The sequence below is a fragment of the Micromonospora sp. SL1-18 genome, from assembly GCF_047921505.1.
Lineage (GTDB): Bacteria > Actinomycetota > Actinomycetes > Mycobacteriales > Micromonosporaceae > Micromonospora.
In genome coordinates this window covers 1-378 of the sequence record NZ_JBLROA010000230.1, presented here as the reverse complement: position 1 = coordinate 378, position 378 = coordinate 1, and the positions used below count along the sequence as shown (strand labels likewise).

The window sequence follows — 378 nt, the reverse complement described above, 5'->3', positions numbered from 1 at the left end:
GAGGTTGCCACGCTGGTGGTGGCCCACAAGGACCGGCTGGCCCGTTTCGGCTTCGACTTCCTGGAGCACCTGGCCGCCTGCGGCGGCTGCGAGATCATCGTGGCCAATCAGGAGGCCCTGTCTCCCCGCCAGGAGTTGGTCGAGGACCTCCTGGCCATCGTGCACACCTTCTCCTATCGGCTGGACGGGCTACGGCGCTACGAGAAGGAACTCAAAGGGGCGGCCCTGGCCGCGGGGGATGGTCGGTGAAGGTCACGCGTATCGCGTATTCGACCGCTTTGAATCCGGGCAAGTACGCCGCCCTGGCCGAGCAGGCTCGCCGGTTGGGTCGGGTGCGCAGTGAGGTGTGGCAGCGGTACGGGTCGATCAGCGGTGTCG

General features: G+C 67.2%; 1 protein-coding gene. It reads left to right on the top strand.

The genetic code is table 11. The annotated features are described in order from the left end of the window. On the top strand, nt 1-249 hold a 249-nt coding region (locus ACNAW0_RS30715; protein WP_416291534.1), incomplete at its 5' end, for an IS607 family transposase. Nucleotides 250-378 lie beyond the last annotated feature (129 nt).